Below are 23,434 nucleotides of genomic sequence, written 5' to 3' on the forward strand. Positions count from 1 at the left end.
CGCGGAGAGCGTCCGGGCCGGACCCGTCAGGTCCGGCCCGGACGTGCCTGTGATCAGTTGACGATGATCTTGTCGACCTCGATCGTGAGGCCCTTGACGAGTGGCGTGGAGGTTCCGGTCGTCACCGAGCCGGTGCCTTTCTGCACACCCTTGATGTTCATCGAGTACGTCATCGAGCCGCCCGGCGCTCCCGGCGTACTCGTGATGCGGTAGTCCGTGGTCGGCGGACCGAGGATCTGACTACCGGCCGTGCCTTCGAAGTTCTCCGCACCGACCGTCAGGCCGTACCCGGCCGGCGGACTGCCAGGCAGGTTGCCCGGGTCGTAGGCGTAGGTGATGTCCTCGGCGCCGTCGACGCCGATCCACTGCTGGAACACCTTCAGGTCCGACGTGCCGAACAGGTTCACCCGCCACTCGAGGACGAGCCACGTGGACACGCCGTCGGTGAGCGTACCGGCGTAGATCCCCGGTGCTCCGGTGCCGTCGAGATCGGTCCAGTACGACGCCAGCACGTTGTTCGGACGCGCCGGGTCGGGCAGGTTCTGCGGCAGGAACTGGACGTCGTCGCCCGAGCTGGTGCCGCCGACGACCGTGTAGCCGTTGGAGGTCACCCCGACCCGGTTGTACGACTGCCCGGCGTACGTGAACGGCGGGACGGTGAAGTTCACCGCCTGTTCGTCCCCGACCGGGATCGGGGTGACGCCCAACGTGTCGAGCGGGATGTACCCGAACAACTCTCCGGGAGAGATGACCGGACTGTCGGGCTGGCGCCCGGCGAGTGTGGCCGTCTTGGTTGCGATCTGCGTACCGACCTTCGTCGCGCCCGTGACGCTGTTCAGCCGCAGTTGCGAGCTGAGCGTGCTGACCGCTGTCACGTTCGTGGTCTGCAGACTGTTGTTCTGCACGGTCACCGTGCAGGTCGACTGACCGGTGTTCCGCGCGATGGTGGACGGCGCACAGGTCTGGTCGATCGGGACGATGCCCTCCTGGCGGAAGAACGCCACCGGCAGATGCAGGGCCCGGCTGCCGCCGACCTGCTTGAGGTTGACCTGCCCGAAGTACTGACCGTCGGGTACGTCGGGTGCCGTGATGGCGATCGTCAGCTTCTGCGACTTGCCCGGCTTCACCTGGAACACCGGCGGCAACACCGTGATGTTGGCGCCGTTGACCGTCGTACCGGTGGCCGTGAAGGTGAGTGTCTGGTTGGTGACGTTGGTGACTGTCCGCGTGGCGGTGATCAGGCCCGGCATGGTCGGTGCGTTCACCGACGGCAGGTTGAGATCGATCCGGTTCAGCGGGTCGGTGGCCGAGGCCGCGTAGTTCGCGGCGGTCTCGTCCATGGTCAGACCGGGGTCGCCGGCCTTGGTGAGATCGATCCGCCCGCCGCCGTAGTCGAACGGGTCGGCCTGGGTGGTGCGATCCGGCTTCTTGACGGTCGTCTTGGCGGTCGTTTCCAGCGCGGACTTGATCTGGCCCGGCGTCCACGACGGGTGCAGGGCGAGGACCAGTGCGGCGGAGCCGGCCACGTGCGGCGACGACATCGACGTACCGGCGATCACCTGGTACAGGTTGCCCGGCGGGCCTTCGGCCGCGGACTCGGGGGTCGGCGTCTGTCCGGCCAGGATGTGCAGGCCGGGTGCGGTGACATCGGGTTTGAGGAAGTCGCCACCAGGGCCGCGCGACGAGAACGACGTCATCACGTCGCCCTGCCAGGTGGTCTTGTTGCCTTGCGTGAACGTTGCCGTGGTCCCCGGATGCGCTGCGAGGAATGCCAGCAGCGCGTCGGCGTCGGGCTTCTCGAGCTGCACGGCCGGCAGCCAGTGGTTGTCGGTGAAGACGTCGGACGGACCAGTGGCGTTGTACATCAGCATGCCGGCCGCGCCGCCCTGCAGGACGTTGAAGCCCTTGAGCACCCTGCCTGGGGTGAACTCACAGGCGACGATCTTGTTGACGAAGATCCCCGGCGGTGCCGGGCTGCTGCAGGTCGGGTTGTTGTACGGCGGCGCGGACGCGAGCACGACCGTCTTCGGTGTACTGACGCCCGCGGTGATCGACGCGCCGGAGACCGTGGCGGTCGCGCCGCCGCCGGCCAGCGTGACCGTCGAGCGGAAGGTGCGGCTCTGGGTGGACGCCGCGACCGTGGTGACCCACGGGCTGCGGTGGTCGGTGGTCGCCGCACCCGGACCGGAGTTGCCGGCGGAGGCGGAGACGAACACACCCGCGGCGTACGCGTCCAGGAACGCGAGCTCGACCGGGTCGCTGTACGGGTCGCTGCCGCCGGAGATCGAGAAGTTGATCACCCGGACGCCGTCCAGGATGGCTCGTGCGACGGCCTGGACCGAGTCGCTCGGGAAGCAGCCCTCGGCGCCGCAGACCTTGTAGACCGACACGGCCGCTGCCGGTGCGATTCCGGCGATCGCGCCGCGGTCGATGCCCAGCGGGTTGGCGTGCGCGACCGGTCCACCGGCCGACGTCGTCGCGGTGTGTGTGCCGTGACCGTTGGAGTCACGCGCGCTGTCCGGGTAGATGTCGCCGCCGATCACCGCGTTGTAGGTGTCGAGGAACGGCCGGCCGCCGATCAGCTTGTTGGTGCAGCTGAACACGTCGGCCGCCGGTGTCAGCGGGTTGTCGCCGAAGTCGCACTCACGCGGCGTCGCGTCGGCGGTCGGCGGTGGTGCGGGCAGACCGCCCGGGTCGGCGAAGGACGGGTGCTCCGGCCACGCGCCGCTGTCGAGGACGCCGACGATGACGCCCTTACCGGAGTTGGCGGAGCCTCCGAGCTTGTTGTAGATCGTCGGAGCACCGATGAAGGCGCCGCTCGAATCCGTGAGCAGTTGCTGCAGGTTGTCCTGCTGGACCGCGGCCACGCCGGGCAGCTTCAGCAGATCGCGGGCCTGGTTCGCCGGCACGCTGAGCGCGATACCGCCGTACACGGCGCGCAGCCGCTGGCCTGCTCTCGCGCTCGGGACCTTCGACTGCATCGCGGCGAGGAAGTCGTTCTCCAGCGTGGCCACGTGCTTGAGGTACTTCGTGGCGTTCGCGCCCTTCACGTCGAGGCGCTTGCCGGTGACGGCCGGGCTGGTGCCGGGCAGGCCCTTGATCCCGCCGCGGTACGCCGCCAGCGAGTCGTAATCGAGCTTCACGACCACCCGGACCTGCTGGGGAGAGGTGCTGTTCACGAGCGAGGGATCGCTCTTCGCGAGCTGCCCGCTGGGTGACTTGGCGCCGTTGACCGTACTGGCGACGGTCAGGGGCGTCGCTGTCCAGGGTCGGCCGTTCGGCGCGGTGGGGGACGGATCTGCGGCTGATGCGGTCATCGCGGGCAGGAGCGCAGCGACCAGCAGACCGGCGGACACACCGGCCGTGACACTTCGAGTGGCGGTTCGACGATGACCTCGTCGGTGATGCGGTGACCTCATGCACGGGCCTCCAGAGTGACGGAACGCCGTCGCGGAAGGAGGCAGCACGGGACGTCGGGAGACCCCCCAGGTCGAAACGCAGCGAACCCCTCAGTCCAGTGACCGAATCCCCCCGGATACCGGCGTCGCGGCCGGCACCCCCGCGGCGCCTGCCTGAGCCGAGATTATGCCCAGAACTGGCGCCCGGCCAGACTTCGTCAGTCGCGACCGAGAATTCCCTGCTCGTAGCCTTTGGCAACGGCTGCGGCACGGTCGGTGACACCGAGTTTGGTGAAGACGTGGCTGAGATGCGTCTTCACGGTGGCCTCGCTGATGAACAGTTCGCGGGCGATGTCGCGGTTCGACGTACCCTTCGCGACCAGCTCCAGGACCTGCCGTTCGCGTGCCGCCAACGGACTCGGCGCCGGTGAGCGGACCGCCGATACCAGCCGCGATGCGACGGCGGGGGAGAGCACTGTCCGGCCGGCCGCGGCCTGGCGGACGGCGTTGAACAACTCGTCCTGCGGCGCGTCCTTGAGCAGGTAGCCGGTCGCGCCTGCCTCGATCGCCGGCAGCGTGTCGGTGTCGGTGTCCCAGGTCGTCAGGACCAGTACTTTCGAGCGGATGCCGCGGCGGGTCAGCTCGGTGATCGCGTCGAGCCCGCCGCCCCCCGGCATCCGGAGGTCCATCAGGATCACGTCCGGGTTCAGGTCCGCGGCGAGTTCGACCGCCTCGACGCCGTTCGACGCCTCCGCGAGCACGGTGAAGCCGGGGGTGGACTCGAACATGCCGCGCAGCCCGTTGCGGACCACCGGGTGGTCGTCGACGAGGAGCAGTGAGATCCCAGATGAGTCAGCCATGGAGAACCAACGGTAAGCGAGCGGAGACCGCCGTACCGAAACCTGGCTCGGACTCGACCGTCAGGGAGCCTGCGATGCGCTCGGCGCGTGCGCGCATGCCGTCGACGCCGAAGCCGCCGGTGCCGGTGCGGGCCGACAGCGCCAGCGGATCGAAGCCCTTGCCGTCGTCGCGAATGTCCACCGTCACCTCGTCGTCCATGAAGCTGAGGGTCACGCCGACGCGGGTCGCGGCGGCGTGCTTCGACACGTTCGCCAGCGCCTCCTGCGTGATCCGCAGAACGGTCGCCGAGAACTCGCCGTGCAGGTGCTGCGCCGTACCGGTCAGGGTGAACTCGGCGGGTACGCCGGTCCGCTCGGACCACTGGTCGACGGTCTTGCGAAGGGCCACGGGAAGACCGTCGTACGACAGACCCACCGGGGCGAGGTTGTGCACCGAGCGGCGTGCCTCGCCCAGGCTGTGCCGGGCCAGCTCGGTCGCGCGGCCGACGTGCTCCTGGACGGCTGCCGGATCGGACGAGTTCGCCACCACCTGCAGCTGAGCGATGATGCCCGTCAGCCCTTGCGCGATGGTGTCGTGGATCTCCGCGGCCAGCCGGCGGCGTTCGTCCGCGATGCCTGCTTCCCTTGCCTGCACAAGGAGTTGGGCCTGCAGCGCCGCGTTCTCCTCGTGCGCCTGCTCGAGCTCGGTGATGGTGTCGGCCCTGGCCTGCGACCGCGCCTCCTGCTGCTCGGCGAAGTGCTTGACGATCGTCAGCAGCACGTTGTTCGCGATCAGCAGACCGCCGAACACCAGCCAGCGCGCCCCGTCATCCACCGGGATGCCGCTGGCCTGCGCGGCCGAGACCGGGACGGAGCACGCGAACAAGGCGATCCGCCGCGCGCGCCGGCCGGGGATGCGCTCGTCCGCGTCGTAGTACCCCGTCGCGGCGTAGAACGCGAAGAAGCCATTCAGCAGGACGAGCGCGAAACCGATCGCCCAGCGCACCACGTAGTACGCGACTGGCAGCCCGCCCGGGTCTGGGTGGTTGCGCCCGATCCAGCTCCACCACAGCTCCAGGACGAGAGCGGCTGCCACCAGCACGAAGGCAGTGATCCGGAGACGGTCCGCCGGCATGCCCAGTCCGGCGGTCGCGAGCGCGAGGAAGCTGCTGAGGCCGAGCAGGAAGTACGGCGCCCAGCGGCGAAACATCGCCTCACGCTGTTCCAAATCAACCGTTGTCACCTGTTCAGTCTGCACCGACCCGCTACTCCCACCGGAACCAGCGCGCGGCTGCCACCGACAGGAGCACCGCCCACGCCGCGAGCACGCCCAGGTGGGACCAGTCCGGCCAGTGCCCGGCCGCGGACTGCTCGAGTGCCTGGGAGGCGGCGCCGAACGGCAGGAGTACGACGATCTCCCGCAGCGTGTGCGGCATCGACTGAACGGGAGCCCACAGTCCGGCGGAGAACAGGCTCGGGAAGAACACCACCATGCCGACGCCGGTCGCGAGCCGTGCAGTCGGGGCGAGCGCCGAGATCAGAGCGCCGAGGGCCAGCGCGGCGGTGACCGTCAGCAGGAACGCCAGCGCGTAGCCGAGGGCCTGCTTCGGCAGTTGGACGTCGAACGCGAGCCGCCCGATCGTCAGGCAGACCAACGCCGACAGCACTCCCGCGGCGCCGTTCAGTCCCATCTGCGCGGTGAGCAGCGCGGACGGCCGGACCGGGGTCAACGACATCCGGCGCAGAATGCCGCGTTCGCGGTAGCCGGTGATCACCGGTGGCATCGCCTGCAGACCGGTGACGATCAGGGCGACCAGGACGAGGGTCGGCACGTACACGTCGATGATCCGCATCCCGAGCCCGGGGTCGAACTTCCGGAAGCTCCGGATCGACCCGAGGATCACCAGCAGCAGCGGCGGGAAGCCGAGCGTCCAGAACAGGGAGCCGGCCTCCCGGCGGAACAGGCGTGCCTCGGCCCGCAGTACGGCGGTCCTCGGCGAAGGACGGCGTACGGCCGCGATCGTGCTCATTTGGTGGCTCCTGTGAGGTCGAGGAAGGCGTCGTCGAGGGTCGCGTCGGTGACGCGGAGCTGGTGGGCGGTGATGCGGTGCCGGGCGAGCAGCGAGAGCAGCGCGGTCACGGTCTCGTCGGACCCGCCGAGCGTGATCCGGCCGTCCTTGGCCTCGACCGACGCGAGTGCCGGCAGTGCGGCCACGTCCGCGTCGTCGAGCGGCTCCGACGGGGTGAACGAGATGATCGTGGAGCCCGCGGTCCGGCTGATCAGTCCCTGCGGAGTGTCGAGCGCGGTGATCCGGCCCTGGTCGATCAAGGCGATCCGGTCGCACAGGCGCTGCGCTTCCTCCATGAAATGCGTGACGAGAAGGACGGTGACGCCGTTGGCGCGGACGTCCTCGACAATCTCCCACGTATCCCGGCGGGCGCGCGGATCGAGGCCTGTGGTCAGCTCGTCCAGTACGACGACGCGCGGGTTGCCGATCAGCGCGAGCGCGATGAACAGTCGTTGCTTCTGGCCACCACTGAGGACACCGAACCGGGTGTTCAGCTTGGCGGTCAGGCCGAGTCGCTCGGCGAGCGGCCGCCAGTCGGCCGGGTTCGGGTACAAGGCGGCGTACAGCTCGAGGGCTTCGCGGACCGTGAGCTTGGCCTGCAGCTCGCTTTCCTGCAGTTGCGCGCCGAGCACCTGCGTGACGGCGGCATGATCGGCGACCGGGTCGAGCCCGGCGACCCGGATCCGCCCGCCGTCGGGGATGCGGAGGCCTTCGACGCACTCGACGGTGGTGGTCTTGCCGGCGCCGTTCGGCCCGAGGATCCCGAAGATCTCGCCCTCGTCGACGCTGAACGACACCTCGTCGACGACGGTCCGCCCGCCGTACGCCTTACGCAGGCTGCTGACTTCGAGGATGGGAGAAGTACTGGTCATACCCCAAAGCCTGGCGGACGGCGTACCGCCCCCACATCGCCCGACGAGCTGGTCCCGGCATCAGCCATTCGGGTGATGCCGGGAGTACTACCTACTTGGTGTAGAGCGCCTCGACGTCGGTGCCGTGGTTCTCCATCACGATGTGCCGGCGCAGGGAGAGCTTCAGCGACAGCTCGCCGGTCTCCTGGGTCCAGTCGATCGGGAGGATCGAGAACTTCTTGATCGCCTCGGCGTGCGAGACCGAGGCGTTCGCCTCGTCGACCGCCTTCTGCACCTCGGCGATCAGGTCGGCGTCCTGGGTCAGCGCCGCCGGGTCGGTGGGCTTCCCGCGCTCGGTCGCCCACGGGACGATGTTCTCCGGGTCGATCGTGATCAGTGCGGCGATGAACGGCTTGCCGTCGCCGACGACCATGCACTGGCTGACCAGCGGGTGCAGCCGGATCTGGTCCTCGAGCATCGTCGGCGCGACGTTCTTCCCGCCGGCCGTCACCAGGATCTCCTTCTTCCGGCCGGTGATCTTGATGAACCCGTCGACGTCGAACTCGCCCAGGTCGCCGGTGTGGAACCAGCCTTCGGCGTCGATCGCGTTCGCGGTCGCCTCGTCGTTCTTCCAGTAGCCCTGCATGACCTGGCCGCCCTTGAACAGCAGCTCGCCGTCGTCCGCGACACCGACCGTCACACCAGGAAGCGGCCGGCCCACGGTGCCGATGCGGATGTCGTCGGGCAGGTTCACCGATACCGCGGCGGTGGTCTCGGTCAGGCCGTAACCCTCCAGGACCGGTACGCCGATCCCGCGGAAGAAGTGACCGAGCTTGTCGCCGAGGGGAGCGCCGCCGGAGACGGCGTACTGCACCTGGCCGCCGAGCACCGCCCGCAGCTTGCCGAAGACGAGACGGTCGAAGAGCAGGTGCTTGGCCTTCAGGCCGAACGACGCGCCGCCCTTGTCCTGGGCCTGCGAGTACGCGATCGCGGTCTCGGCGGCGGCGTCGAAGATCTTGCCCTTGCCGTCGGCGTGCGCCTTCTGGCTGGCCGAGTTGTACACCTTCTCGAACACCCGCGGCACGCTCAGGATGAACGTCGGCCGGAACGCGCCGAGGTCCTCGACCAGGTTCTTCACGTCGGCGCTGTGCCCGACCTTGACCCGCTTCATCACGCAGCCGACCTGGATGATCCGGGCGAAGACGTGCGCCAGCGGCAGGAACAGCAACGTGCTCGCGCCGGTGGTGTCGAACAGGTTGTCGAGGATCTTCACCGCCGGACCGAGCTCGTCCAGGAAGTTCGAGTGGCTGATCCTGCAGCCCTTCGGGCGTCCCGTCGTACCGGAGGTGTAGATCAGGGTCGCGAGATCGGACGGCGTGACCGCGGAGCGGCGCTTGTCGAACTCGGCGTCGGTGACGTCGTGGCCGAGCGCGGTCAGCTGGTCGACGGCGCCGGCCTCGATCTGCCAGACCTCCTGCAGCGCGGGCGCCTCGGCCCGCGAGGACTCGACGACCGCGCCGTGGGTCGCGTTCTCGACGACGGCGACGACCGCCTCGGAGTCGGTCAGGATCCACTGGATCTGCGACGTCGAGGACGTCTCGTAGATCGGCACGGTGACCGCGCCGATGCTCCAGATCGCATAGTCGATCAGCGTCCACTCGTACCGCGTCGGGCTGAGCAGGGCGACCCGCTCGCCGTGCTTCACGCCGGCCGCGATCAGGCCCTTGGCGACGCCCGTCACCTGCTGCGCGAACTCCGCGGCGGTGACATCGGTCCAGGCAGACCCCGTACGGCGGCTGAACACCGCGGTGTCAGGATGAGAGGACGCGTTCGCCCACACCGGGTCGCTCAGGCTCCCGGTGGGCGGTTCTGTCACAGCAGGAACGGTGTACTCACGCATCCGCGTCTCCTCAGTCGGTCCCGAATTGTCGACTTCCGGCGCACGCTACAGTCACCTACCCACAAGTAGCCAGGTTTATGTGACCCACGGAACTAGGTTCTAGCTATGCCATTGCTCGACATCAGTTGCGACGACCTGGTCGTTGCTGATCCAGCCTACGTCGCCGAGCGGCTCGGTTCGGACACCCTGTGGCGTGAGTGGTGGCCGGACCTGACGCTGACGCCGTCCGAGCGACGCGGCCGGGAAGGTGTCCGGTGGGCCGTCACGGGTGCCGCGATCGGTACGGCGGAATGGTGGCTGGAGGCCGTCCGGGACGGGGTCGTCGTGCACTGGTACCTGCGGGTCGACCCCGCGAAACCGGTCCGCGGCCGCGCGGTCGAGCGCTTGAAGGAGCGGTACGTCGCGGCGTACCGGGAGCGGCTGTGGGCGTTCAAGGACGAGCTCGAAGCGGGCCGCGCGGCGGGCGAACGCCGTACCGGATCCGATCCCGCGATAGTCTCCGGGGAGGACGCGGATCCATCGGGGGATCCGGCGGTCCCGCAGACCCCGGGCAAAGCGAAGAGGTGAATCGATGGCGGAACAGACCACCTCGACCATCCAGATGAATGCGACCCCCAAAGAGATCATGGCGGTGATCGCGGACTTCGCGGCGTACCCGGACTGGGCGGACTCGATGCGGGAGACCGAGGTGCTGTCCACCGACGAGGCCGGCCGGCCGAACAAGGTGCGGTTCAAGGTGGACGCCGGCGCGATCTCCGACGAGTACACGCTGGCCTACATGTGGTCCCGCAACGAGGTGACCTGGACGCTGGTCGAGGCGAAGATGGTGAAGGGGATGGACGGCGCGTACGTCCTGAAGGATCTGGGAGCCGAGGGGACCGAGGTGACGTACCGGCTGGCGGTGGATGTGGCGATCCCGATGATCGGCATGCTCAAGCGGAAGGCCGAGAAGGTCATCATCGACACGGCTCTCAAGGGCCTCAAGAAGCGCGTCGAGTCCTGATCCAGTGACTCGGGTACTGCTGTACACAGGTAAGGGCGGCGTCGGCAAGACGACCTCCGCCGCGGGGACGGCCACGCTCGCGGCACTGCGCGGGCTGCGGACGCTGGTGCTGTCGACGGACGCCGCGCACTCGCTGTCGGACGCGTTCGACTCCGAGGTCGGACCGGAGCCGACCGAGATCGACGACCTGCTGTTCGTCCAGCAGATCAACGCACAGCGCAAGTTCGAGCGGTCCTGGGGCGACATCCAGGCGTATCTGCGGTCGGTGCTGCACATGGTCGGCGTCGACCCGGTCGAGGCCGAGGAGCTGACCGTGCTGCCCGGCGCCGAGGAGGTGCTCGCGCTGCTCGAGGTGCGCGACCACGTCCGGTCCGGCCGCTGGGACGTGATCGTCGTCGACTGCGCCCCGACCGCGGAGACACTGCGGCTGCTGGCACTGCCCGAGGCCCTGAACTGGTACCTCGAACGCATCTTCAACGCCGAGCGCAAGATGATGCGGACGTTCCGGCCCTTCATCAACCGAGGGGTCAGTCTGAACCGCGGGTCGAGCATCCCGATGCCGGACGACACCGTCTTCGACGCGCTGCGGCGACTGCAGGCCGACCTGTCCGACATTCGCACGCTGTTGGCCGGCCCTGACGCCTCGGTGCGGCTGGTGCTGACGCCGGAAGCGGTCGTGGTCGCCGAGGCGCGGCGGTCGCTGACCCGGCTCTCGCTGTACGGGTACCGCGTGGACGGCGTCGTGGCGAACCGGGTGTTCCCGGCGGCCGGGGCCGACACGTGGCGCCGGCAATGGGTCGCGGCGCAGCGGGGGATTCTCGAGGAGGTCGCGGACTCGTTCCGGCCGTTGCCGATCTGGGAGTCGCCGTACCGCGTGTGTGAGCCGGTCGGCGTCGAGGAACTGGCCGCGTTCGCGGTGGAGATGTACGGCGGGGACGACCCGTTCGCACGCGCCACCGACGACACGTCCCTGTGGGTGGATCGGCACATCGACACCGACGGCCGGACGTACACGCTGACGATGCCGTTGCCGTTGGCATCAGCCGACGAGCTGGAGCTCGCGCGGCACGGGGACGAGCTGATCATCACCGTCGGGTCGTACCGCCGGGTGCTGCCGCTGCCGGCCGCCCTCGCACGTGGCGTGGTCGCGGGCGCGCGGCTGGACGAGGGCCGGTTGCAGGTGCGGTTCTCGCCGCGGGAGACCGCGCGACCGGTGGCACCCTCTGATGTGCCGAGCGGGTCCGGTCCGCTGGAGTCGGCGCAGGAGCTGGCGCAGGGCTTGACGGCCGAGTACCACGAGGCGCTGACACGTCGCGAGGCGGCGCGGTGACGAAAGACTCGGTCGGGTCGGTCGCTGAGGAGGCCGCGAAGCTGTTCGCCGTACTGCAGAACGCTGCCCATGACGCGCCGCCGGCGGCGGACGAGGCCGCTCATGAGTCTGGGGAGCATGAACACAAGTTGGGTCCGGACTGTGTCTGGTGCCCGGTCTGTCAGCTGATCCACCGGGTGCGGAACACCAGCCCGGAGACGATCGAGCAGCTGTCGACGGCGGCCGCGCACGTGCTCGGCTCAGTGAGATCTCTGCTGGAGGCCGCCGCGGACGCGGCCCGGCAGACGCGGGAGGACGCAGCGTCGCGGTCCTCGCCATCGGACGAGGAACCGGCCCAAGAATCGACCCGGTCCCGGGTGGACCGGATCGACGTGAGTGAGGACCCCGAACCATGGGACTGACGATCGGCATCGACGTCGGCGGTACGAAGATCGCGGCCGGCGTGGTCGACGAGCACGGCGAGATCATCGCGCGCACCCATCGCGACACCCCGGCCGACTCGGTCGACGCCACCGCGGCGGCGATCTGCGACGCGGCCGCCGAGCTGATCGCGAACCACGCCGTGGAAGCGGTCGGGATCGGTGCGGCCGGGTTCGTCTCCTCGGACCGCTCGACCGTGCTGTTCGCGCCGAACCTGGCCTGGCGGGACGAGCCGCTCGGTGCGCGCGTCGCGGAGCAGCTGAAGGTCCCGGTCGTGGTCGAGAACGACGCGAACGCGGCGGCCTGGGGCGAGTTCGCGTTCGGCGCGGCCAAGGACGTCGAGCACATGGTCTGCATCACGGTCGGCACCGGGATCGGCGGCGGCGTGGTGATCGACGGCGAGCTGCTGCGCGGTGCCCATGGTGTTGCGGCCGAGCTCGGCCACATGCGCGTCGTACCCGGTGGCCACCGGTGCGGGTGCGGTGCGCGCGGCTGCCTGGAGCAGTACGCGTCCGGACGGGCGCTGGTGCGCGAGGGCAAGGCGCAGGCCGAGTCGGGGTCGCTCGCGGCCGCGCAGATGCTGAGCGTGTGCGGGATCACGAACCCCGACGAGCTGACCGGGCCGATGATCACCGAGGCGGCGATGAAGGGCGACCCGTGCGCCGTCGAGCTGCTCGAGGACCTCGGGCGCTGGCTCGGCGAGGGGCTGGCGAGTCTCGCGACCATGTTCGACCCCACGCTGATCGTGATCGGCGGTGGCGTCAGCGCGGCCAAGGACCTGCTGATGAAGTCGGCGCTGCAGGCCTTCGAGAAGAACCTCCCCGCCAAGTCGAACCGGCCACACGCCGCCTTCAGCCTGGCCGAGCTGGGCAACGACGCGGGCCTGATCGGGGCCGCGGACCTGGCCCGCAGACCAGCCCCGGCGCCGGTAAAGTCCTGATGATTGTCCTGACCTGGGATACTGGAGGCATTCCGGCGGGGGTCTCGAGGAAGGTCGAACCTTGGCTTTGACGCAGGCTTTGACGATCGGGATCGACATCGGCGGGACCAAGGTCGCCGCCGGAGTGGTCGACCCGGAGGCCAATATCCTGGACCGGGTACGGCGGGACACGCCGACGACGGACCCCAAGGAGACCGAGGACGCGATCGCGGAGATCGTCCGCGACCTGGAGTCCCGGCACGACGTGATCGCGGTCGGCATCGGCGCCGCCGGGTTCGTCGACGGCACCCGGTCGTCGGTGCTGTTCGCGCCGCACCTCGCCTGGCGGCACGAGCCGCTGCGGGACGCGGTCGAGCGCCGGCTCGGCCTGCCGGTCGTCGTCGAGAACGACGCGAACGCGGCCGCCTGGTCCGAGTGGCGTTTCGGTGGCGGCCAGGGCGAGAGCCACCTGGTGTGCGTCACCCTCGGCACCGGCATCGGCGGCGCGATCCTGAACGACGGCGCGTTGCAGCGCGGGAAGTTCGGGATCGCGGGCGAGTTCGGGCACATGCAGGTCGTGCCGGGCGGGCACCGCTGCGAGTGCGGGAACCGTGGCTGCTGGGAGCAGTACGCCTCCGGCAACGCGCTCACCCGGGAGGCCCGTGAGCTGGCGCTGTCCGGTTCGCCGGTCGCACACAACCTGCTGCGGGCAGCCGAGGGCGATCCGCGGAAGATCAACGGCCCGATGGTGACCGAGCTGGCCAAGGACGGCGACCCGGTCGCGGTCGAGCTGCTCGAGGACGTCGGCCGCTGGCTCGGCATCGGCCTCGCGAATCTGGCCGCCGCGCTCGACCCGGGCACGTTCGTCATCGGCGGCGGTGTGTCCGACGCGGGCGAGTTGCTGCTGGCGCCGGCGCGGGAGGCGTTCAAGCGGACGCTGACCGGTCGCGGGTTCCGCCCGGAGGCGCGGATCGTCCGCGCGGTGCTCGGGCCGGAGGCGGGCATGGTCGGTGCGGCCGACCTGGCGCGTGAAGAGGCGACGTGGCTGCGCCGGGTCCGGGTGAAGACCACTGCTGTGACCGCGAAGACGGCTGCGGCGCGTGGACGGTCGACCCGCCTCGAGCGGGCGGCCCGGAAGACCGCGGGACGACGTACCGGAATGCGTGCCGCGGCGCAGGAGACCGACCTGCACCCGGCGGACCTGAACGGCGACCCTGACGCATGAGTGATGGCGCCCTGCGGGTGCTGTCGTACAACGTGCACCGGTGGGGAGACGACCGTACGGCGCTCGCTCGCGTGGTGCGGGCGTGCGCGCCGGACGTGATGCTCGTGCAGGAGGCGCCGACCTGGTTCGGGACCCGGACCAAGCGGCGGGCGATGGCGGCGAGCTTCGGCATGCGGTACGTCGCGGCCTCCGCCCGGAACGCGATCCTGGTTGCCGACGGCATCGAACTCGACGAGCCGCTGCACTGGCGGATCTGGCGGCCGTTCGTCCGTCGGCGCCTGAACTTCGTCGCCACCCAGCTCCCCGGCGGTGCCGTCGGCGGTCAGGTACTCATCGGCACCATGCGGGTCGCTGTTGTCGGCTGTCATCTCGGCCTGCACATCCTCGGCCGTCAGCACGAGCTCGAGCAGGTCCTGAAGGGATGTCGCGCCTTCGGCACGCCGTACCTGCTGGCCGGCGACCTGAACGAGGAACCCGACGGCCCGGTGTGGAAACGACTCGCCGAGGAGGGCCTGACCGACCTCGGAGCCGACGCGGGTCCGACCTTCAGCTCCACGAATCCCCACAAACGCATCGACGGCGCACACCTCTCACCGACGCTCCAGGGACGCATCCTCCCGACCCCCGCTTCCTCGGAGGATCTCGCCGCCGCCTCCGACCACCTCCCGCAACTGATCGAACTCAGGCGCGGAACTCGACCAGCGGATCAGTGACGACATCGCGCCAGCGATCGCGGTGCCCGTGGGCGTTCAGCCGGTAGTAGATCGTCTCCCGGCGCTCCGGGCCGGTGTTGCCGCCGATGTTGTGTCCCAGCAGATAATGCGCGAACAGCACACTGCCGGCCGGCCCGGTGGCCTGGACCTGCTCACCGAGCTCGATCTTCGGGTACGGCGCTCCGCTCGTGTCCTCCGCCAGCTCGGCAAGGGCGTCGGCGCCACGCTCGGCCAGGTACGCCCCGAACCGCAGATGCGTCCCCGGCCAGACATGCAGGTTGCCGTGGTAGAGCTCTTCCTGGTCAGTCAGCCACACCCCGGCGAGCATCGAGAACGTGAACGGCGTGCCGTCCGGCCCGAGCGGGCTCACACCGTCGACATGCGGTGCACCCGGCCGGTGCGACCACGGTGGAATCGTCGCGGCGATCTGCGCGAAGTCGGGCGCGTCGACGCCGAGCTCCGGCCGGATCAGCTCCGCCGCCAGTTCGGCGACGGTGTCCCGGTAGAAGTCGAGCAGCGGATGCGGCTCGTCCTCGAACCTGGGCCAGGCGAAGTGGTGTCCCACGTGCGCGTCCTCGGGCGGTTCCTTCTCCAGCGCCGCCGCGAACAACTCCCGCCCCGCCGCGGTCTGCTCGTCGGTCAGTACGCCGGGTATGACGACGTACCCCTGGGTCCGGAACTGCGTCAGTTGCGTGTCGGTGATCTGCCGCATGCCGCCAGTCCATCAGCGGGATCGGTGGGCGGCAAACGAATTAGCTCTTCTTGCGGTTGAGGAAGATGAGCATGGCTTCCTGGGCGGCGGGGGAGCCGAAGAGGCTGGCCGAGAGTTCGGCCAGGTCTTTGCCGCGGGCATCTATGTCGGCGAGGAGTTCGCGGTTGAGGAGCTTCTTGGTTTCGCGGAGGCCCTGTGGTGCGCCTTTGAGGAGTGACGTGAGCACCGTGTCGACGGCGGCGTCCAGATCGGCGTCCGGGACCGTCAGCGTGAGGAGCCCGAGGCGCGCGGCCTCGAGGGCGTCGAAGGCGTTGCCGGTCAGGAAGGTGTACGCCGCCGCGCGGTCCGTGAGCCGGGGGAGGACCGTGAGCGAGATCGTCGCCGCGGCGAGACCGAGCCGGACCTCGGTCAACGCGAACGTCGCGCTCTCCCCGGCGACGCTGATGTCGGCCGCCGCCACGATCCCGATACCGCCGGCCCGCGCCGGGCCGGCCACGCGCGCGACGACCGGCTTCGGGTTCGCCACGATCGCCCGCTGTACGTCGACCATCCGCTGCGCGCCGACGCCCATCCCGACGGTCGTGGCCTCGGACAGGTCGGCCCCCGAGCAGAACACGTCCAGCGCCGACCGAATCACGATCGCCCGCACCGCGTCGTCCGCACCCGCCGCCTCGAGCCGCTCCAGCAACTCACTGGTCAGCTGCTGCGACAACGCGTTCTTGTTGTGCGGCGAGTCGAGCGTGATCGTTGCGACGCCGTCGGCCACATCCAGGTGCACGAGTTCGGTCATGGGGTCATCAAACACCCAATGCCGTCCCGTCCGCTGTGGGCCGGGTTACGTCACGGTCCGGACGGGGACGACGTCGGGTTGAGTGGGTCGGCGTGGCGGTGCGTGATCCTCCACGCGCCGTCCTCGGCCCGGAACACCATCGTCGTCCGCAGCAGGTGCGGCACCGGATCCGGCCGGGTGACGTGCTGGACGGTGCCGCGCTCGATCGCGACCGTGTACGCCGTGTCCGCGCCGACGTGCTTCACGAGGTACTCGAACTCGATCTTCGCGCCGCTGGCGCGGAACTGCGAGGACGCCCAGTCGTACCGCGGCCCGATCTCGGACCAGCCGACCTCCTGGCCGCCGAACCCGCCGAAGATCGAGGTCTGTTCGCTGCGCGACACCAACGGCAACCACAACGACGGATCGCCGTTGACGAACGCGGTGTTGGCCTCCTCGAAGCGTCGCAGAAACGATTCGAAGTCCTGGTTCATGAGTCCAGCCTGTACGCCGGAAGGGTCACTTGATGTCGGCGTACGACGGGGAGAGTTCGCGGGCCAGGTGCTCGACGAACAGGCCGACGTCCGTGACGATCCCGCGGGCCTGGGACGAACCGCGGTCTGCGAGCTTGGTCACCGTCGCCGGGTTGATGTCCACGCAGGTCAACGGGATCGACGCCGGCAGAATGTTGCCAGTAGCAACCGAGTGCAGCATGGTCGCGGCCATCAGGCAGTACCCGACGCCGTCCAGTTCGGCCCGCATCGCCCGCTGGCCCTCGAGTACGTCGGTGTAGACGTCCGGCAGCGGCCCGTCGTCGCGTACCGAACCGACCAGCACGAACTGCTTCCCGTGCTTGACCAGCGCATGCATCACCCCGGAGGTCAGCACGCCCTCCTCCACCGCCGCCGCGATCGACCCGGCCTTGCGGATCGTGTTGATCGCCCGGATGTGGTGCTCGTGCCCGTGCTCGACGCCTCGCCCGCGGGCGAGATCCACGCCGAGCGACGTCCCGTACAGCGACGACTCGATGTCGTGCGTCGCGAGCGCATTGCCGGCGAACAGTACGTCGACGTACCCGGCCTCGACGATCGCGACCATCGCGGGCGCGGCGCCGGTGTGCACGATGCCGGGTCCGCCGACCCAGAGCACCTTCTGCCCGTTCGCCTTCGCGTCGCGCATCCCGTCCGCGACCTGCTTGACCAGCACCCGCTGCGGCTTCTCCGACGACACGTCCGACTCCATGAAGCCGAACCCGTCCTCGGTGCTCGTCACGATCGGAGGCGTGACCCGCACGCCCTGCGCGCTCGTGATGATCTTCATCCCGGCGCGTACTTCGGACATCGGGATGGTCCGCACGGCGTCACCCTCGACGAGTAGACCGCAGTCCATCTCCGGGTTCTGCACCAGGACCCAGTGGCCGCCGAGCCGGACGCTGGTCGGCAGGTTCGTGGTCGAGTAGAACCCGTCCGGGAACACCCCGTCCTGGCTGACCTCGGTGATCTCCGGCGTACCGGGGTTGACCAGGTTCGCGCCCTTGGTCTGGATCCGCATCAGCAGCCGCTGCAGCGACTCCTCGCCCTCCGCGCCGACCGTCATCCGGACCGTGGACGGGTCGTCCTTGTCATAGCCGAGGTCGAACTTGTCCAGCGTGTACTCGCCGCCGTACCCGCGGATGTCGTCGAGGACCCGGGACAGCAGCCCGGAGTCCATCAGGTGGCCGGTGATCTCGACGGTCTCGGTGACCTGCACGGGTGCCCTCCCCAAACGAGTGATGTCGTCAGATTGTCCGACGATCCGCACTCTAACTCAGACGACGGAACTCAGACGACGGCCCCGTCGTCACCGCCGTCGCCCGGCGGGAGCCGGTCCTTCATCCGGAAGACCAGCGTGAGGAAGCCGCCGATGAATCCGGTGACGGCGATCGTGGTGATCCGACCGGTGCCGAAGTCGAGCAGGGCGGCCAGGATCAGCAGCAGCGGGCCGCCGAGCAGCCCGAGCCAGGCGAGCCGGCTGATCCAGTCCAGCCGCGGTCCGCGCGGCGGCTCCGGCGGGACGTAGTGGTCGTGCGGGTCGTCGGCCTTCTTCTTGGCGGGCGGTTCAGGCTCCTCGGTCTTCTTCTCCTCGACCGTGAGCCCGGCCGGTACGTCGATCAGCGGCTCGTACTTGTCGTCCACGTCCTCGCTCGCCGGCCAGCGGGCGACCGGTTCCTCGCCGCTGTCGTGCCCCGGTGCGGACGGTTTGTTGAACTGTTCCACCAGCGACTGCCACTCGGCGTCCTCGGTACTGCGGTCGATCACCGGGCGGGCCCGCTCCACCGCCTCGGCGTCGACGAAGATCTCGTCGTACCCGACCGGGATCCGGACCGGTTCCTCGGCCTCCTCCGGCGTCCGGGCCTCGCTCTGGTTCTCGCAGTACGCCGCGATGCCGGCCGCCTTGAGTGCGTCGAGCACCGGCTCGGCGACGAGCGGATCGATGCCCCCGAGCGACGTGTACGACGTCGCGGTCAGTCCGTTGTCACGCATCAGTGTGCTCACTCTTGGGCTCGCTCAGCCGGCTGATGAAGGCTGTCGAGTCCGCGAAGATCCGCGGGGCGTCGTTGTCCAGGGTTGCCACGTGATAGCTGTCCTCGAGCAGGGTCTCGGTCACATCGCGGGACGAGATCGAGGACAGCACCGTCCGCCCCGAGCTCGGCTCCACCACATGATCGACAGTACTGCGGAACAACAGCACCGGCTGCGTGATCTTCGCCAGATCGTCCCGGGTGATCTTCCACAGCTGCGACAGCGAGTGCAGCGCCCGCAGCGGCATCCGGTCGTACGCGCCCTCCTCGACGCCGGGCTTCTTGATGTCGTTCGAGATGCCCGGGAACGACGGCACCAGCTTCGACAGCACCGGCAGCACCGCCAGCCGCTTGTCGTCGGTGCGCACCGACGGGTTGATCAGGACCAGACCGGATACGTCCGCTCCGTGCTGCTCGGCGAGCCGCAGCACGAGGCAGCCGCCCATCGACAGCCCCACCAGGAAGACCCTGTCGTGCTCCTTGCGAAGCCGCTCGAGCTCGTTGTCGAGTACGGCGTACCACTCCGGCCACGCGGTCTTGTTCATCTCCTGCCAGCTGGTCCCGTGACCGGGCAGCCGCGGCACGGCGACGCCGTACCCCTCGGCAGCCAGGTGCTCACCGAACGGCCGCATCGAGCGCGGCGAGCCGGTGAATCCGTGGCTCAGCAGTACGCCGACGGCGGCGTTCTCCCCGGTTCCGGGACTGCGAAACTCCTCCGCGTGGGCTTGCACTGGCACGCTCGACTCCTCGCCGTTCACGGTCCTCACAACTGCGCCCCGAAACTGGCCCCGGAGACGCGTGACAATCGTCGCATCTGGGCTGCAACCAGTCTGCATCCAGTCTGCATCCAGGTGACAACACGGTGAGCAACCTGCACATTCCTGGCGGTGACATTGCCTGAGGGGGAAGCTGGAACGTAGTGTCCGCAGCGGAAGGTGGCGCGCCGGAGTTGTCGCGTGACCGCCACCGGCGTGCACTGGTGCCGGACGTGGGTACGGGCAGACCATGGTAGGTAGGCCCTGGTGGTGAGTGCTGTCGGGCGAGTGACGGAGGTCGAGGCGGATGCTGTACCTGTTCCTCAGACGATTCTTGGTCGCACCACTGGTCAGGCTGTTCTTCCGGCCCAAGGTGACCGGGGCGGAGCACGTGCCCACCGACGGTCCGGCGCTGCTGGTCAGCAACCACCTCGCGTTCTGTGACTCGATCTTCCTGCCGGTCTCGATTCCGCGGCAGATCGTCTTCCCGGCCAAATCGGAGTACTTCACCGGTCCCGGCCTCAAGGGGAAGCTGGTCGCCACGTTCTTCCGGTCCGTGGGCCAGATCCCGATCGACCGCTCCGGCGGCCGCGCCTCGCTGGCCGCGCTGAACACCGGCCTGGGGATCCTCGAGAAGGGCGGCCTGTTCGGGATCTACCCCGAGGGCACCCGCTCGCCCGACGGCCGGCTGTACAAGGGCAAGACCGGCGTCGCCCGGATGGCGATCGTGGCCGGCGTCCCGGTGATCCCGGTCGCGATGATCGACACCGAGAAGCTGCAGCCGCCGGGCCGGATCTGGCCGGTGTGGTTCTACCGCGAGAAGGGCCGGCTGCTGCCGCGGCTGGTGCGCCCGGGCGTGGCGTTCGGCAAGCCGCTGGACTTCTCCCGCTACGAGGGCATGGAGCGCGACCGCTTCGTCCTGCGCTCGGTCACCGACGAGATCATGTACGCCCTGATGGACCTGTCCGGCCAGGAGTACGTCGACATGTACGCCGACAAGGCCAAGGAGCTGATCAAGGCCGGCGAGTCGATCGACGAGCACGTCCGACTCGGCGACACCAAGGCCAGCTGACCGCTTTCCAGCCGTCGTACGGCGAAGATGACGGTCATGGACAACGACCTGAACGTGCTCGGAGAGCCGCTCGAGGAGTGCGGCACGGATCCGGTGACCGGGTTCTACCGGGACGGCTGCTGCACGAACGGGCCCGAGGACCTCGGCAACCACACCGTCTGCGCGGTGATGACGGCGGAGTTCCTCGCCCACCAGGCCTCGATCGGGAACGACCTCATCACCCCGCGCCCCGAGTGGCAGTTCCCCGGCCTGAACCCGGGCGACCGCTGGTGCGTCGTAGCAGCCCGCTGGCTCCAGTCGTACCACGCCGGCGCCCCAGCCCCCGTCGTACTCGCCTCAACCCACGCCCGCGCCCTCGACACCATCCCCCTGACCGCCCTCCGCACCCACGCAGTAGACGTCCCCCAGGACCCCAGCTCCCTCACCTGAGACGCGCACACGGCGTCTGAGAGGGGTCAACTAGGCTGAGGGCATGCAATTTGCGACGTTGACGGCGGGTCAGGTCCCGGGGGTTCCTACGCTGGAAGAGTTGCGGGGGCTGAAGCCGCTGCAGCAGCCGGAGTGGCCGGATCAGGGTGTGCTGGAGCAGGTGATCGGGGAGCTCCGGACGCTGCCGCCGCTGGTGTTCGCCGGCGAGTGCGACGACCTGACCACGAAGATCGGTGCGGTCGCCCGCGGTGAGGCGTTCATCCTCCAGGGCGGTGACTGCGCGGAGACGTTCGCGGGCGTGACCGCGGAGAACATCCGGGCCAAGCTGCGGGTGCTCCTGCAGATGTCCGTCGTACTGCAGTACGCCGCCAGCGTGCCGGTCGTGAAGATCGGCCGGATCGCGGGGCAGTACGCCAAGCCGCGCTCGTCCGGCGAGGAGACCCGGGAGGGCGTGACGCTCCCGTCGTACCGCGGTGACGCCGTGAACGGCTTCGACTTCACCCCCGAGTCGCGGATCCCGGACCCGCAGCGCCTGCGCGGCGTCTACAACGCGGCCGCTGCGACGCTGAACCTGACCCGCGCGTTCACCACCGGCGGGTACGCCGACCTGCACCAGGTGCACGCCTGGAACACGGACTTCGTGAAGTCGTCCCCGGTCGGCCGCCGTTACGAGCAGCTGGCGTCGGAGATCGAGCGCGCGCTCGCGTTCATGCGGGCCTGCGGCGCGACCTCGGACGAATTCCGGACCGTCGACTTCTACGCGTCGCACGAGGCGCTCATCCTCGAGTACGAGCACGCCCTGACCCGGATCGACTCGCGGACCGAGCTGCCGTACGACGTGTCCGGCCACCTGCTCTGGGTGGGGGAGCGGACCCGGCAGCTGGACGGCGCGCACGTCGAGTTCCTCGCCTCGCTGTCGAACCCGCTCGGCGTGAAGATCGGTCCGACCACCACCCCGGAGTACATCCGGGCCCTGATCGACAAGCTGAACCCGAAGGGCATCGAAGGCCGGCTCACGTTCATCACCCGGATGGGCGCGGGCAAGATCCGCGAGGCGCTGCCGCCGCTGCTGGAGGCGGTCCGGGACCACGGCTCGCCGATCGCGTGGGTGAGCGACCCGATGCACGGGAACACGTTCGAGACGCCGAACGGGTACAAGACCCGCAACTTCGACGACGTGATGGACGAGGTGCAGGGCTTCTTCGACGCCCACGAGCAGGTCGGGACCTGGCCGGGCGGCGTCCACATGGAGCTGACCGGCGACGACGTCACCGAGTGCCTCGGCGGCGGTGAGGAACTGGTCGCGGAGGACCTCGTGAACCGGTACGAGACCGCTTGCGACCCGCGGCTCAACCGGCACCAGTCCCTCGAGCTGGCCTTCCTGGTCGCGGAACGCCTGCGCGGCGCCAAAGCATGATCGATCTCCGCTCGGACACCGTCACCCGCCCGTCCGCGGACATGCTGGCCGCAATGACGTCGGCCCCGGTCGGCGACGACGTGTACGGCGAGGACCCGACCGTCAACGCCCTCGAGGAGCGGGTCGCGGAGCTGCTCGGGCACGAGGCCGGCCTCTTCACCGTCACGGGCTCGCTCGCGAACGTCCTCGGCGTACGGGCGCTGGTGCCGCGCGGCGGCGAGGTGCTGTGCGAGGCGAGTGCCCACATCGTCCGCGCCGAGCTCGGCTCGCACGCGGCCGCGAGCGGCGTCACGACGCGGACGTGGAGCGCGCCGTCCGGGCAGATCGACCTCGAGCAGATCCGCGCGCTGATCGCGCCCGACCTCGGCCCGTACTTCGTCGTCACGTCGGCCGTCTCGGTCGAGAACACGCACAACTTCGGCGGCGGGTCGATCCAGCACGGGTACGACGTACTCGCCGACGAGCTCTCCTTGCGTGGTCTGCCTCTGCATTTGGATGGCGCGCGGCTGTGGAACGCGGCCGTCGCGACCGGGCGCACGGTGTCGTCGTTTGCTTCGCGGGCTGCGGCTGCGAGTGTGTGCCTGTCCAAGGGCCTGGGCGCGCCGGTCGGCTCCGTCCTCGTGGGTTCTGTGGAGCTGATCCGCGAGGCCCGGGTCTGGCGGAAGCGTCTCGGCGCCGGCTGGCGGCAGGCCGGCGTACTGGCCGCGGCCGGGCTGTACGCCGTCGAGCACAACGTCGAGCGACTCGCCGAGGACCACGCGAACGCCCGCGCGATCGCCGAGGTACTCGCCGACGCGGCGCCCGGCTCGGTGAAGCCTGATCAGGTCGAGACCAACATCGTCGTCGCCGACCTGGCCGCCACCGGCCGCACGGTCGCCGACGTGGTGGCCGGCGCTCGCGAGGCCGGCGTACTGGTCGGTGGTGTCGGGGCGACCCAGCTGCGGATCGTCACGCACCTCGACGCCTCGGCAGCCGACTGCCGTCAGGCCGCGGAAAGTCTGGCGCGACTGATCAGCTAGGGTTCAGCTGTCGGGGTCGCAGCGTTCGGGGAGA

General features: G+C 69.5%; 23 protein-coding genes. 11 read left to right on the plus strand and 12 right to left on the minus strand.

Annotation, left to right across the window (positions count from 1 at the left end):
* Window positions 1-53: 53 nt before the first annotated feature.
* The 6 genes from OHB24_RS28135 to OHB24_RS28160 form a co-directional block, all read right to left on the minus strand.
* Window positions 54-3,356 (minus strand): S8 family serine peptidase, encoded by a 3,303-nt coding sequence (locus OHB24_RS28135; RefSeq protein ID WP_327633857.1) that lies wholly within the window; start codon window positions 3,354-3,356, stop codon window positions 54-56.
* A 260-nt stretch (window positions 3,357-3,616) separates the two neighbouring features.
* The gene (locus OHB24_RS28140; protein WP_327633858.1) at window positions 3,617-4,258 is read right to left on the minus strand and encodes a response regulator transcription factor; all 642 of its coding nucleotides are present in this window, start codon (window positions 4,256-4,258) and stop codon (window positions 3,617-3,619) included.
* Complete coding sequence (locus tag OHB24_RS28145; RefSeq protein WP_327633859.1) at window positions 4,251-5,480, minus strand: sensor histidine kinase; 1,230 nt, start codon at window positions 5,478-5,480, stop codon at window positions 4,251-4,253. Before OHB24_RS28145 ends, OHB24_RS28140 begins: the two co-directional genes overlap by 8 nt.
* Window positions 5,481-5,502: 22 nt before the next feature.
* Window positions 5,503-6,267, minus strand: coding sequence for an ABC transporter permease (locus OHB24_RS28150; RefSeq protein WP_327633860.1), 765 nt, complete (start codon window positions 6,265-6,267; stop codon window positions 5,503-5,505).
* On the minus strand, window positions 6,264-7,178 hold the full coding sequence (locus OHB24_RS28155) for an ABC transporter ATP-binding protein (RefSeq protein ID WP_327633861.1): 915 nt from the start codon (window positions 7,176-7,178) through the stop codon (window positions 6,264-6,266). Before OHB24_RS28155 ends, OHB24_RS28150 begins: the two co-directional genes overlap by 4 nt.
* A 91-nt stretch (window positions 7,179-7,269) precedes the next feature.
* Window positions 7,270-9,057 carry an AMP-dependent synthetase/ligase gene (locus OHB24_RS28160; protein WP_327633862.1) on the minus strand — a complete coding sequence of 596 codons (1,788 nt, stop codon included), beginning with the start codon at window positions 9,055-9,057 and terminating at the stop codon, window positions 7,270-7,272.
* 105 nt (window positions 9,058-9,162) lie between these two features.
* Here OHB24_RS28160 and OHB24_RS28165 point away from each other — a divergent pair, with 105 nt between their 5' ends.
* The 7 genes from OHB24_RS28165 (at window position 9,163) to OHB24_RS28195 (ending at window position 14,667) form a co-directional block, all read left to right on the plus strand.
* The gene (locus OHB24_RS28165) at window positions 9,163-9,624 is read left to right on the plus strand and encodes a hypothetical protein (RefSeq protein WP_327633863.1); all 462 of its coding nucleotides are present in this window, start codon (window positions 9,163-9,165) and stop codon (window positions 9,622-9,624) included.
* 4 nt (window positions 9,625-9,628) lie between these two features.
* The gene (locus tag OHB24_RS28170) at window positions 9,629-10,060 is read left to right on the plus strand and encodes an SRPBCC family protein (RefSeq protein WP_327633864.1); all 432 of its coding nucleotides are present in this window, start codon (window positions 9,629-9,631) and stop codon (window positions 10,058-10,060) included.
* A gap of 4 nt (window positions 10,061-10,064) precedes the next feature.
* The gene (locus OHB24_RS28175; protein WP_327633865.1) at window positions 10,065-11,390 is read left to right on the plus strand and encodes an ArsA family ATPase; all 1,326 of its coding nucleotides are present in this window, start codon (window positions 10,065-10,067) and stop codon (window positions 11,388-11,390) included.
* Window positions 11,387-11,791 (plus strand): hypothetical protein, encoded by a 405-nt coding sequence (locus tag OHB24_RS28180; RefSeq protein WP_327633866.1) that lies wholly within the window; start codon window positions 11,387-11,389, stop codon window positions 11,789-11,791. The genes OHB24_RS28175 and OHB24_RS28180 overlap by 4 nt, the downstream gene beginning before the upstream one ends.
* A complete protein-coding gene (locus OHB24_RS28185) occupies window positions 11,782-12,750 on the plus strand; it encodes an ROK family glucokinase (RefSeq protein WP_327633867.1) in 969 nt (322 codons plus the stop codon). Before OHB24_RS28180 ends, OHB24_RS28185 begins: the two co-directional genes overlap by 10 nt.
* A gap of 61 nt (window positions 12,751-12,811) precedes the next feature.
* The gene (locus tag OHB24_RS28190; protein WP_327633868.1) at window positions 12,812-13,954 is read left to right on the plus strand and encodes an ROK family glucokinase; all 1,143 of its coding nucleotides are present in this window, start codon (window positions 12,812-12,814) and stop codon (window positions 13,952-13,954) included.
* The gene (locus OHB24_RS28195) at window positions 13,951-14,667 is read left to right on the plus strand and encodes an endonuclease/exonuclease/phosphatase family protein (RefSeq protein WP_327633869.1); all 717 of its coding nucleotides are present in this window, start codon (window positions 13,951-13,953) and stop codon (window positions 14,665-14,667) included. Before OHB24_RS28190 ends, OHB24_RS28195 begins: the two co-directional genes overlap by 4 nt.
* Here the strand turns inward: OHB24_RS28195 and OHB24_RS28200 are convergent.
* From OHB24_RS28200 to OHB24_RS28225, 6 genes are all read right to left on the minus strand, one after another.
* Complete coding sequence (locus tag OHB24_RS28200; RefSeq protein WP_327633870.1) at window positions 14,636-15,379, minus strand: phytanoyl-CoA dioxygenase family protein; 744 nt, start codon at window positions 15,377-15,379, stop codon at window positions 14,636-14,638. The genes OHB24_RS28195 and OHB24_RS28200 overlap by 32 nt on opposite strands.
* A gap of 40 nt (window positions 15,380-15,419) precedes the next feature.
* On the minus strand, window positions 15,420-16,169 hold the full coding sequence (locus tag OHB24_RS28205) for an enoyl-CoA hydratase-related protein (protein ID WP_327633871.1): 750 nt from the start codon (window positions 16,167-16,169) through the stop codon (window positions 15,420-15,422).
* Window positions 16,170-16,219: 50 nt separating this feature from the next.
* Window positions 16,220-16,642, minus strand: a complete 423-nt coding sequence (locus tag OHB24_RS28210) for a YybH family protein (protein ID WP_327633872.1) — start codon at window positions 16,640-16,642, stop codon at window positions 16,220-16,222.
* A gap of 25 nt (window positions 16,643-16,667) precedes the next feature.
* Entirely contained in the window at window positions 16,668-17,897 is a 1,230-nt protein-coding gene (locus OHB24_RS28215; RefSeq protein ID WP_327633873.1) for an ornithine cyclodeaminase, read from the minus strand.
* A gap of 71 nt (window positions 17,898-17,968) precedes the next feature.
* Window positions 17,969-18,670, minus strand: coding sequence for a hypothetical protein (locus OHB24_RS28220; RefSeq protein ID WP_327633874.1), 702 nt, complete (start codon window positions 18,668-18,670; stop codon window positions 17,969-17,971).
* The gene (locus OHB24_RS28225; protein ID WP_327633875.1) at window positions 18,663-19,445 is read right to left on the minus strand and encodes an alpha/beta hydrolase; all 783 of its coding nucleotides are present in this window, start codon (window positions 19,443-19,445) and stop codon (window positions 18,663-18,665) included. The genes OHB24_RS28220 and OHB24_RS28225 overlap by 8 nt, the downstream gene beginning before the upstream one ends.
* A 325-nt stretch (window positions 19,446-19,770) precedes the next feature.
* Between OHB24_RS28225 and OHB24_RS28230 the strand changes: the two genes are divergently transcribed.
* The 4 genes from OHB24_RS28230 to OHB24_RS28245 are packed head-to-tail and all read left to right on the plus strand — an operon-like array spanning window position 19,771 to window position 23,400.
* Window positions 19,771-20,535 (plus strand): lysophospholipid acyltransferase family protein, encoded by a 765-nt coding sequence (locus tag OHB24_RS28230; RefSeq protein ID WP_327633876.1) that lies wholly within the window; start codon window positions 19,771-19,773, stop codon window positions 20,533-20,535.
* A 36-nt stretch (window positions 20,536-20,571) separates the two neighbouring features.
* Window positions 20,572-20,964: a DUF2237 family protein gene (locus OHB24_RS28235; protein WP_327633877.1), complete on the plus strand. Its 393-nt coding sequence runs from the start codon at window positions 20,572-20,574 to the stop codon at window positions 20,962-20,964.
* 43 nt (window positions 20,965-21,007) lie between these two features.
* Window positions 21,008-22,381 carry a class II 3-deoxy-7-phosphoheptulonate synthase gene (locus OHB24_RS28240; RefSeq protein ID WP_327633878.1) on the plus strand — a complete coding sequence of 458 codons (1,374 nt, stop codon included), beginning with the start codon at window positions 21,008-21,010 and terminating at the stop codon, window positions 22,379-22,381.
* Complete coding sequence (locus OHB24_RS28245) at window positions 22,378-23,400, plus strand: threonine aldolase family protein (protein ID WP_327633879.1); 1,023 nt, start codon at window positions 22,378-22,380, stop codon at window positions 23,398-23,400. The genes OHB24_RS28240 and OHB24_RS28245 overlap by 4 nt, the downstream gene beginning before the upstream one ends.
* Window positions 23,401-23,434 lie beyond the last annotated feature (34 nt).

The sequence above is a fragment of the Kribbella sp. NBC_00482 genome (assembly GCF_036013725.1).
GTDB lineage: Bacteria > Actinomycetota > Actinomycetes > Propionibacteriales > Kribbellaceae > Kribbella.